The 9,135-nt window shown below is 60.3% G+C and carries 16 protein-coding genes; 4 read left to right on the top strand and 12 right to left on the bottom strand.

Translation table 11 applies throughout. From position 1 onward, the window contains the following. Positions 1–91: 91 nt before the first annotated feature. Positions 92–406, bottom strand: a complete 315-nt coding sequence (locus WH7805_RS00525) for a DUF3303 domain-containing protein (RefSeq protein WP_006040933.1) — start codon at positions 404–406, stop codon at positions 92–94. Between the two features lie 67 nt (positions 407–473). Then, on the bottom strand, positions 474–1,145 hold the full coding sequence (locus WH7805_RS00520) for an SOS response-associated peptidase (protein ID WP_006040932.1): 672 nt from the start codon (positions 1,143–1,145) through the stop codon (positions 474–476). Between the two features lie 6 nt (positions 1,146–1,151). Between WH7805_RS00520 and WH7805_RS00515 the strand changes: the two genes are divergently transcribed. Next, positions 1,152–1,343, top strand: coding sequence for a hypothetical protein (locus tag WH7805_RS00515; RefSeq protein WP_006040931.1), 192 nt, complete (start codon positions 1,152–1,154; stop codon positions 1,341–1,343). Between the two features lie 243 nt (positions 1,344–1,586). Here the strand turns inward: WH7805_RS00515 and WH7805_RS00510 are convergent, their stop codons facing one another. Continuing rightward, positions 1,587–2,117: a DoxX family protein gene (locus WH7805_RS00510; RefSeq protein WP_006040930.1), complete on the bottom strand. Its 531-nt coding sequence runs from the start codon at positions 2,115–2,117 to the stop codon at positions 1,587–1,589. Positions 2,118–2,310: 193 nt separating this feature from the next. Beyond that, the gene (locus WH7805_RS00505) at positions 2,311–2,739 is read right to left on the bottom strand and encodes a nuclear transport factor 2 family protein (protein WP_006040929.1); all 429 of its coding nucleotides are present in this window, start codon (positions 2,737–2,739) and stop codon (positions 2,311–2,313) included. A 74-nt stretch (positions 2,740–2,813) separates the two neighbouring features. Between WH7805_RS00505 and WH7805_RS00500 the strand changes: the two genes are divergently transcribed. Beyond that, positions 2,814–3,029 (top strand): chlorophyll a/b-binding protein, encoded by a 216-nt coding sequence (locus WH7805_RS00500; protein ID WP_006040928.1) that lies wholly within the window; start codon positions 2,814–2,816, stop codon positions 3,027–3,029. Here WH7805_RS00500 and WH7805_RS00495 read toward each other — a convergent pair. The 5 genes from WH7805_RS00495 to WH7805_RS00480 form a co-directional block, all read right to left on the bottom strand. Continuing rightward, positions 3,022–3,771, bottom strand: coding sequence for an NAD(P)-dependent oxidoreductase (locus WH7805_RS00495; protein WP_369776009.1), 750 nt, complete (start codon positions 3,769–3,771; stop codon positions 3,022–3,024). The two genes, WH7805_RS00500 and WH7805_RS00495, sit on opposite strands and share 8 nt — an antisense overlap. Beyond that, positions 3,705–3,845, bottom strand: coding sequence for a hypothetical protein (locus WH7805_RS15145; protein WP_006040926.1), 141 nt, complete (start codon positions 3,843–3,845; stop codon positions 3,705–3,707). Before WH7805_RS15145 ends, WH7805_RS00495 begins: the two co-directional genes overlap by 67 nt. Beyond that, positions 3,842–4,165 carry a hypothetical protein gene (locus WH7805_RS00490; protein WP_006040925.1) on the bottom strand — a complete coding sequence of 108 codons (324 nt, stop codon included), beginning with the start codon at positions 4,163–4,165 and terminating at the stop codon, positions 3,842–3,844. Before WH7805_RS00490 ends, WH7805_RS15145 begins: the two co-directional genes overlap by 4 nt. A 51-nt stretch (positions 4,166–4,216) precedes the next feature. After that, positions 4,217–5,467 (bottom strand): glutathione S-transferase, encoded by a 1,251-nt coding sequence (locus WH7805_RS00485; protein ID WP_006040924.1) that lies wholly within the window; start codon positions 5,465–5,467, stop codon positions 4,217–4,219. A gap of 66 nt (positions 5,468–5,533) precedes the next feature. Continuing rightward, positions 5,534–5,806, bottom strand: a complete 273-nt coding sequence (locus WH7805_RS00480; RefSeq protein WP_006040923.1) for a DUF3303 domain-containing protein — start codon at positions 5,804–5,806, stop codon at positions 5,534–5,536. A gap of 80 nt (positions 5,807–5,886) precedes the next feature. On the opposite strand from WH7805_RS00480, the gene WH7805_RS00475 reads away from it, so the two are divergent. Further along, positions 5,887–6,372 (top strand): hypothetical protein, encoded by a 486-nt coding sequence (locus tag WH7805_RS00475; protein WP_006040922.1) that lies wholly within the window; start codon positions 5,887–5,889, stop codon positions 6,370–6,372. Here the strand turns inward: WH7805_RS00475 and WH7805_RS00470 are convergent. The 3 genes from WH7805_RS00470 to WH7805_RS00460 are packed head-to-tail and all read right to left on the bottom strand — an operon-like array spanning position 6,362 to position 8,688. Then, complete coding sequence (locus WH7805_RS00470) at positions 6,362–6,946, bottom strand: pyridoxamine 5'-phosphate oxidase family protein (protein ID WP_006040921.1); 585 nt, start codon at positions 6,944–6,946, stop codon at positions 6,362–6,364. The two genes, WH7805_RS00475 and WH7805_RS00470, sit on opposite strands and share 11 nt — an antisense overlap. Then, positions 6,936–7,670 (bottom strand): peroxiredoxin-like family protein, encoded by a 735-nt coding sequence (locus tag WH7805_RS00465; RefSeq protein ID WP_006040920.1) that lies wholly within the window; start codon positions 7,668–7,670, stop codon positions 6,936–6,938. The genes WH7805_RS00470 and WH7805_RS00465 overlap by 11 nt, the downstream gene beginning before the upstream one ends. A 25-nt stretch (positions 7,671–7,695) precedes the next feature. Next, positions 7,696–8,688 (bottom strand): NAD(P)-dependent alcohol dehydrogenase, encoded by a 993-nt coding sequence (locus WH7805_RS00460; RefSeq protein ID WP_006040919.1) that lies wholly within the window; start codon positions 8,686–8,688, stop codon positions 7,696–7,698. A gap of 190 nt (positions 8,689–8,878) precedes the next feature. On the opposite strand from WH7805_RS00460, the gene WH7805_RS00455 reads away from it, so the two are divergent. Next, positions 8,879–9,127, top strand: a complete 249-nt coding sequence (locus tag WH7805_RS00455) for a DUF1651 domain-containing protein (protein WP_038004789.1) — start codon at positions 8,879–8,881, stop codon at positions 9,125–9,127. Positions 9,128–9,135: the final 8 nt, after the last annotated feature.

The following is a 9,135-nucleotide window of genomic DNA, read 5'->3' as shown; positions in this document are numbered from 1 at the left end:
AACGACTGAGGGATGAACCCCGAAAGGATGATGCAATGGCGATGATCCTCTGAGTGACGCACCACCCCTCAAGTCGCGGAGCCTCGATCAGTCAGTCCTCCATTGAGGCGAACAGAACTTTGTGATTGGCCACAACCTCGGCATCACTGATCGCTGGAGTGATCTCCATCTCCACGCCGAATTGTGCCCGCCAGGGTGCGAGATGTCGGAAGAGTTCCTCAGTGCCGCGGGCTTTCATCAGAGCCACCACCTGACCTTGACCAGGAAGGTGTGCCCGCTGAACCAATTCAAAGCCCTCGAAACAATCATTTTGACAACCACCTTCGAAGTAATTGATGAATTCCCGATAAACATCAAGCTGGCTGTCAATATCAGGCATCGTGCCGATTACAAAATAGAGCTGCATGAATCTTCGAATATCTGTTTAAGAAAGCTAAGGGAAACCAAGGTTTGCCATGGTGTCTTGCGACACGCTAAAGCCTTTCAAAAAGAGAGAGCTGATCACTGTCTCCAGGCTGATCACTGTCTCCAGGCTGATCACTGTCTCCAGGCCGATCCCGAATCCAACCGGTGGGATCCCAGCTTTCCAATAAGGGTTGCAAGGCCCTTAAGCCGGCTCCATCAACAGAAGCCATCCACGCGTCCTCCAACCCTGACGGGATCACCACAGGCATTCGCGGATGTAAAGGCCGGATGAGCGCATTGGGAGTGGTGGTGAGAATCGTGGTGCTCTCGATTTCACTGCCATCGGCACCGAGCCAGCGTTCCCAGAGGCCGGCTAGCCAGAACGGTTGTTGATCTCCCCGCCGGATCCGCCAGCCTTTTTCAAAGAAACAACTGGCCGGAATCAGGCAGCGGCGATGACGCCAGGCACCCCGAAAGCTGGCTTTGTCATTCAGAGTTTCAACACGGGCATTGAAGGGTCTTGGTCCGGCTAAAGGATTCCGACACCAAGCAGGAATCAGACCCCAGAGCATGAGAGCCGGGGAGGTCCCCCTCTCATCCCGGCGCAAGGACAGGAGAGGTTCTCCAGGGCGAATCATGTCGCGAGGCTCGTAACGTTCGCGATGCACGGGATCCAGACGCTCTCGCAGGGGATGCGGGAGAGCCGAAACCGAGATGGAGAGAGCAAAACGTCCACACATCAGGCCATGATCAAGCAATATGAATTCACCCGATCGATTGCCATGAAGGAAGTCAGTGTCTTTGAGCTGCTGATCCGCAATGTGGGACGTTTCGCTGCGGGTTCAGGTGTTGTGGCCCTTCTTGTCTGGCTCACCTGGATCATGCTCGATGTGCAGCATATGCAATCAGGATTCACCTTGCCTCAGTCGAGCTACTGAACGCTCCGACAATTTAAGGTTTATCTTTGAAAATCCGTTCGAGACTCTCGCGAAATTGGGATGAAGTCAGTGGGCGCTCACCCTTTGAGCGCCGATTCCTCACCATCAAAGAACCGATCCACCAAACTTGCAGAACTGTAAATAATCCCGCAAAAACAATCAGACTCCAAATTGGTGAACTGATTGAGCTCATATCTCAAAAGAAAAAAGGGCTGAAGTTAATGACTCCAGCCTAAACAACATTCAGTTCACAGAACCTGCAAAAGCGTCAGACTCAGAACTTTCAGACGACTCTGCAGAGGAGAAACGACGAACAATTAATTCATCGATAGAAAAGCAACCGGGTCCAACAGCCAACACCGCTGCGGCAGCGGCGAAGTAAAGACCAAGAAGCTCGAGAAGATAGATATTGAAACCGGCTGTGATCACGGCGTGATAAATCGCCACAGTGATCGTTCCGAGAATGGCCAGAGCACCAAAACGAGTCAGAAGCCCAGTAATCAAGAGCCAGCTACCACCGATCTCGGAGAAGGCGGCGATGTATGAGAGAACAATCGGAAACGGTAGATGCAGAGGGCGAACAAAGGCGTCCGCGAAATTGTCGATATTGGCGAGCTTCTCGTAACCGTGGTGAATCAGAAGAGTTCCCGTGAAGACGCGGAGAACCAGCAGGCCCACATCGGCGAGAAGAGGCTTCGAAAGAATGGTTCTGAGCACGGGAAAGCCTGAATAGTTTAGAAAATTTAACGAGACCGGGCGCAAGCCCGCGAGCATTCCCCCTAGCTCACTCGGCATTAAGCAAAATTACTTAGCAACATCTGGAGTCAGTCCACGGAAAGCGCTCAAGCCCGCCAAAATATTGTGAAAGTTGTACTTCTCTTGACATGAGCAGCGAAACCTTCCTCACCCTTTTCCTCGGCTTTGGCGCGGCCGTCACCAGCCTGGCGTTCTGGAAGTTGAGCCGTTCTCAATCCACAAACCGCTTGTAAAGCCAGCGCACAAATCCGCCCAATACCGGCACAGGTCCGAAGGTCGGCCCAACGAAATCGAAATAGTCACGGTGATCGCAAACTTTTCCTTCGGCGTTGAACCGCAGACGACTCGTGCCGGGATAGATGAATTCAATCCCCTTGATTTTCAGCCCCATCTCCCATTCGATGAATGCGATGTTTCCATCGACAGCGATCGAAGAAGCAGTGAGATAAACGTCGTCGCAACGGCGCATCAATCCATCCTGCGCCTCGATGTAAGCCTTGATGCCGTCGCGCTCCTGGGTTGGATCCTGGAAATGCACAGCCTCGTCATACAGCTCCCTCCACTGATCCTCTGTAGGAGCGGCCACGCCGTAAGGCTTGGTGAACAGGGACCGGAGGTGCTCTGCATCCACGACTGACATCGCAATAACCGGTTGAACCCTATTCAGAAATCAATCGTCTCTGCATAGGCTCCAACACGAACAGAGCTAACGCCATGCCCGAACCGCGCTTCCACTACGAGCCCGTTGAAGCGTTCGGAGAAGGTCTCACCACCAACCGCCCCTGGAACACCAGCGCTCTTGCCGGAGTGGAGAGGCTGAACGGTCGCACCGCCATGGTTGGATTTGCTGCTGCTCTGATCGGCGAATGGATCACGGGTTACGGCCCGGCCGGTCAAGTGTTGGCACTGATCCGCTGGTACCTCAGCTGAGGGGCGATTCAGCGGCGGTGAGCTCATACAGGGCGCTGTAATCACCAGCGTCCAGATCCGTTCCTTCCGCACGCATCAGCAAAGAAGACAGTCCTTCCAGAGCGTCGGCATTCACTCCAGCCAAGTTTGCCTCCCGCAAAAACAGGTTCAGATCCTTGCGCAGAAGGCTGGTGCTGAAGTTGGGATCGCTGTAGTCGTGGGCCAGCATCCGCTTGAGCTTCTTGTCCACCGTCGGCGCATACAGCGCCGACGGACGCAGCACATCCATGAAACTGTCAACGTCCAGACCGGAGGCCTGAACCAATCGCAAGGCCAACGAATAGCCATGGGTGAGGCTGGCGATCAGTTGGTTGAGCGCGAGTTTCGACGCTGCCCCGGTTCCCACAGGGCCCATTCGCTTCGGCTCTTCAGCAAGGTGGCTGAGCAGGACGTGCTGCTGATCAAACACCGCCTGCTCTCCGCCAGCCATCACGAGCAGGCGTCCAGCCAGTGCCTCAGGACGACTTCCCAGAACTGGCGCCTCTAGATACAGACCGCCTTGATGCAGCACCTGGGCCTCCAGAGCCACACTTTCGCTGATGCCCATGGTGCCCATAGGCATCACACAGCTCTGATTCAGGGCACCAAGCGAGGCCACCACCTCAGACGTCACGGGACCATCCCGCAGCACGGTGATCACCGTGCTGGCCCCAGCGATAGCTTGGGCCGGGTTGTCGAAGCACTGGGCACCCGCAGAGAGCAGCCCACCGCAAGCAGACGGCTGGCGATGGCGGAACCGAGCAGACCGGTGCCAAGAAGAGCGACTGTGACCGTCAAACAGTGATTGCCTCCATTTCTGGCTCCAGGAGCAGATCGCGGGCGTTGTTGAGCTTGGTCATCATCTCGGGATCACCGCCTTTGTCGGGGTGATGCTGAACAGCCAAGGCTTTGTGCGCCCGCTTCACAGCCTGCTCTGTCAGGCGACCGGACAAGGCCAAGCCGAGGGTCTGGCGGGCACAGATCGCCTCGAAGCCGGGATCCCGACCGAGGGGACAGCGTTCCCGCTGATGATTCGACTGCCGGGGCTTGCGTTTAGAGCTGCTGCGCTTGGCGCCAGCTGCAGAGGAGCCTGTCGCTCCGAATCCATCTCCAGCCATCGGAGCATCGAGTAAGAAGGCTCCCCACCTTGCTTGATCGTGGGGACCCGATCAGGTGCCCGAGCTGACAAACGGCCTTGGATCCTGATCGAAGCGATGCTCAAACGGCAGCGGAGACGGCTGATCAACTCCTGCCAGAGACGCCGTGCTTTCCAGAGCTTGTCGCAAGAAGCGGGCGCTGTGCAGAGGCATGTCGCGGGGCACAGAGATGCGATCCCGCAGATAGCGCAGAGCTGCGGCTGACCCCGGAGCTGGCATCACAGAGGTCCCAGCGATCAGCGTCGTGAGTGCCGCGCGCAAGGGCTGATCAAAGGCCTCCCCGAGAGGGCTGCGTGCCAGCAGCGTGCTGCGATGGCGCAGCACCCGCTCCAGGGCTCTGGCCTGGGGGGTCACCTCCCCTGGAGAGGGTGACCAGCGACATTCCAGGGCACCTAGCCCCTCACCGTGATCGACTGCCGCGGCCATGCGCTGCTGCTGGGCACTGCCATCCGACCAGCATCCGCCCATTTGCGGAGGCAGATCATGCGCATGGGTGTGCACATCACTCTGGGTGCCGCGGTAGGTCTCGAGCTGCTCGAGGGCTGACAGCCAACGGTCGATGCCGCCATGGGCCTCACGCAGAGCAAACCCCTTGAAATAAGCCAGTGATGCATTCATCCGCTCCACGTAGGGAATGAACACCAGATCCGCGGTGCCGGGTATCGGCCCCATCGGATCATTGGGATCCAGCCAATGTCCGCCACCACTAGCGATCGCCTCCTCCATCTGGGCGGCCACCCGCTGGAACTGGTCCCGGGCGCGACGTTCCTGATCCTCGCGAAGGCCCGGAGAGCAGAGCCAGACACACCAGGCACGGAACAGCAGCCGTTCCAGTTCGCGCAACCGCCTCACACGCCTGTCCGTCATGCCGGCTCCCACCGGCCCGAAGGCGCGTTCGAGGGCCTCGAGGATGCGATCGCTCTCGGTGATCAGGCGACCATTGAGTTCCAGGGCCGGCAGCATTCCGGAGGGAACCAGGGCCGTGAACCAAGGCTCCTTCGGGCCATAACAGCGCATGGTGACCTTGCGGATCCGGTACGGCACCCGGCGCAGCTCAAGCCAGAGCCAGACTTTCTGGCAGTAAGGGCACCAGGCGTGGTGGTCCCGGAACAACGTCACCTGCACGTCCGCCTCGGAGTGCCCGAACAGCCGCAAGCTGGCCTGGGCGTTGGTGGGGCCTTCCACCCGCTCAGCTGCTGCCGGTGCCAGAGCCTCGAGGGCAGCCCAGGAGAGCGCCTCCGCCTTCACCGAGTCCTCTGTCATCACGCCCCCAGGTCTTGCCGCAGTTTGGCGGCAAGACGGAGACGAACGACGGCTCAAGCCGTGCGATCAGCTGTAGACCTTGCCCATCAGGGGACCGGCCTGTTCATCGGTGAACACGGGTGTCACGGTCCAGTCGAGGCATTCCGCCCATTCGGCGGCGTGCTCGTAGCAGACGCCGGCATCATCGGTTTCCACCAGGATCCAGCCCTGAACCGATCCGGGTGCGTGATAGCGCTTCCACGACTTGCAAGCCGGCAAAGGAGCACCGGTCTCCAGGAACTTGCGAGCCGCCTTCTCGTGATAGCCGGTCTTGAACTGCCAGTGCATGAGGAACAACATGAAATCGCTAAGGAAGAGGCTTCCGATTAGCACGCCTGCGCACGATCCGACAGCATGTCGGCGACAGCGTCGAGAATTCCTTGTCCATTCCGATCACCACCGTGACAGGGAACGATCTGCTGACGCGCGAGCGGCAGGTTCGCCATCAGGGAAGTGGAATCAACGCCGAAGACCTGATCGGTTGCTGGCAGCTGCAGACCATCTGGCCCAAGGGACAAAGCGACGCCAACGCTCTGAGCGGATGGCTGCTGCGCAGCCTTGGCGCCTCTCTGGAGATCAGCCTGGCCGACGACAAAGGGCTGCGCTTGCGCAACGCCGTGAACCTCGGTGCCCTGGCCCTGCAGTTCAACGGACCTGGGGAGCTGGCTGGAGGCAGACCCCTGCTGAGCTTCCACTTCGAGCAGGTCAGGCTGACGCTGGGCGCCATCACCCTGCTGCAACGGTCGCTGCCGGCTCCAGCCGCCAAGCGCACGCCGTTCTTCGCTTTGATCCACAGGGATGCAGGCGGCTGGCTGGCGGCACGGGGCCGGGGTGGTGGGCTCGCCCTCTGGACGTTCAGGGATTGAGCCGTCGCTCGGCCCAACCCTCGCCTCGATCCCAGCAGAGACGCCGGTGGGGATGGGGTTTGAGATCGAGCTGCTCCACCCGCTGAATCTGAATGCGGATCAACACCAGGTGCGGGGGCTGAGGTGCCCCGTCGGCGACCTCCTGCGGCCAGGGGCCAGCCGAATCGAAGGGCTGCCCCGGATGCGGCCAGGCCCAGACCGAGCGCCCTCCGGGCGTCAACCGCTGCCAGTGGGCGTTCAGAGCCTCCGGATCGTCGCCATCACGGAACAACTGAGCGGCTCCACGCAAACGGAACTGTTCTCTGGCCTTGCGGAACAACCAACACAGCTCCACCTGCCCCTGCCCTCTGAGTTCAACTGGTTTCTCGCTGCGGGCATCGGTGAGCAGCTCGAGGGCGCCCTCATCACTCCAGCCGCGAAACACCAGCGTGCGAACCCGCGGCGTGCCATCGGCCGCCATGCTGGCCAACTGGAGCCAGCTGGCCCCCGGAGCCCGTCCCTCCCGCTGGCGGGCTCCCCGCAGCAAAGGCCGCCAGGGAGGCAACGGAACCGGATGGCTCGGATCAACCGGCATCTGGCATCCAGGGATCGAGAAAAGCCAGCGGACGATTCATCGTTTCGGAAAACCCGAGAATGCCGCGGTCCCGATGGACGTACAGCAGGGAGTCGTCCTCCTCCAACAGAAACGTGCCTCCCCGCTGGGTGATGAAGCGATCGTCGGGCACATACGTGCCCCAGTGGCGCAGAACCTCATTCATGTTGCGCAGGCGCACCGTGGCCAATTCGAACGGTCGTTGAAACCCGCCGCCACCGGCCCGGCGAAACAGTCCGGCGGGGATCGCCGGCAACACACCGGTGCTGATCACGTCATCGTCGCTGAAACGTTGGGGCGCGGTGCGATCGCCGGTGTAACCACGCAGAACTTCAGCCAGGGTGCCGGGAGAGCCGATGCCTGCACACATCAGCAGCAAGGAAGGCCACGCTCCGCCTGGGGCCTGAAGCCCTGGAGACAGCTCCAGGGCCTGGTGCAGGCGAGCATCAGGCTCCACCTGCAGCCGCTCGCTCGGAAAACCGGTGAATGTGCAGAACCGGTCAGCGCCCTCCCGGTCTCCGATGGCGATCGCCAAGAGCTGGATCCCCGCCTGATCCAGCTGGGGCAGAGCCGGAACAAGAGCCTGGGCGTACTCCAGGGAGTCGAAATCACCGAGCTGAGTGAGCAGCACCACCAGCCGCCGGCAGCCTCGTCCCATGCCCGAAACTTCGGCGATGCGCTCCAGCAAAGAATCGGGGGCTTTCATACCTGTCTTCAAAACGCCTCCAGGTTCACGCATCGAGCACGAAGCGATAGCGCACATCGCCCTTGGCAAGTCTTTCAATCGCAACATTCACCTGATCCATTGGCAGATGTTCCACCAAGGGGAGGATGTTGTGGCGAACGCAGAACTCCACCATCTTCAGGAGGCTGGCCGGTGAGGACGTGGGGCTGCCGGTGATCGACCGCCGCGCAGAGATGAGATCGAAGGCGCCGACCTGAATCGGCTCGAGCACGGCTCCCAGTTGATGCAAGCGTCCCCGGGGCTTGAGGGAGGCCATCACCGCACTCCAGTCGAGGGGATGGTTGACCGTATTGATCACTAGATCAAACCGACGCTGAAGATCGGAAAGCGCTTCCAGTTCCTCCACGTGATGAGCTCCAAATCGGCGCGCCTGTTCCGTCTTGGCGGGATTGGTGGTGATCGCAGTGACTTCACAGCCCCAAGCCCGCGCGAATTGCAAGGCGATATGGCCCAGTCCGCCGATGCCGACCACGGCCACATGGGCCGTGGGTGACACCGCCTCATCCACAAGCGGCGCAAACACGGTGACGCCACCGCAGAACAGGGGACCCGCTTCGGCCGGATCCAATCCGGTTGGCAGCGGAATTGTCCAGTCCTGCCGAGCGACAACATGACTGGCGAATCCCCCCTGGCGCCCCACGATCGTGGCCTCCAGAGAGCTGCAGAGATTCTGATCACCCCCAAGGCAGAGGCTGCAGTGGTTGCAGCTGCCGCTGATCCAGCCCAGACCGCGGACCTCACCAATCACGCCTGGATCCACTCCCTCTCCGACCGCCGTGACCCTGCCGATCACTTCATGGCCTGGCACCAAGGGATAGCGGCTCACTCCCCAGTGATTGCCGATCATCGATAGGTCGCTGTGGCAAAGGCCGCAGTGCATCACTTCCAGCACCAGCTCATCAGCAACAGGTTGAAGTGCAGGCCGCTGGGCGCACTCAAGCGGGGCCCCTGCAGACGGTGCTTGCCAGACGGAGATCAAAGCGAAAGCCGCAACAGTGTTCCCCTGTCTTTAGTCGTGCCACACGGACAACGCCACAACGCATTGACACATCTGTACTACCTGCCTAGAACAGGTGTACCAGCAGCGTCTCCATGGCTCCGAGTTCGCCCTACGCACCGTTCAAGGCGGAGGAGTGGATGCGCGCTTCTCTGATCACCCCCCGCAAGCGATGCCCCGTCACGGCTGGATCCAGGACCCAAGCACCCAGAACACGAAGCGCTTCCATCCCGATGAAAAAAGCTGGAACCGCGACCCCCGCGTGTTCGTGGATTCAGGGAGACCTTTTCCAGACCAGCCTCCTCTGCTGACCACCCGGGTGCACCTGCGGCGAGAAACCGCGGAGCAGCTGTGGAGAGAGCTTTTGAGGGTGGGCTGGCGACCCTGCCGACCTCAGTGGGGAGCCGATGTGGATGTCTGAAGACTGCA

The organism is Synechococcus sp. WH 7805 (assembly GCF_000153285.1).
In the GTDB taxonomy this organism is placed as follows: Bacteria; Cyanobacteriota; Cyanobacteriia; order PCC-6307; family Cyanobiaceae; genus Synechococcus_C.
Note: the sequence above shows the minus strand (reverse complement) of the source record. Positions and strands in the feature narration are given on the sequence as shown.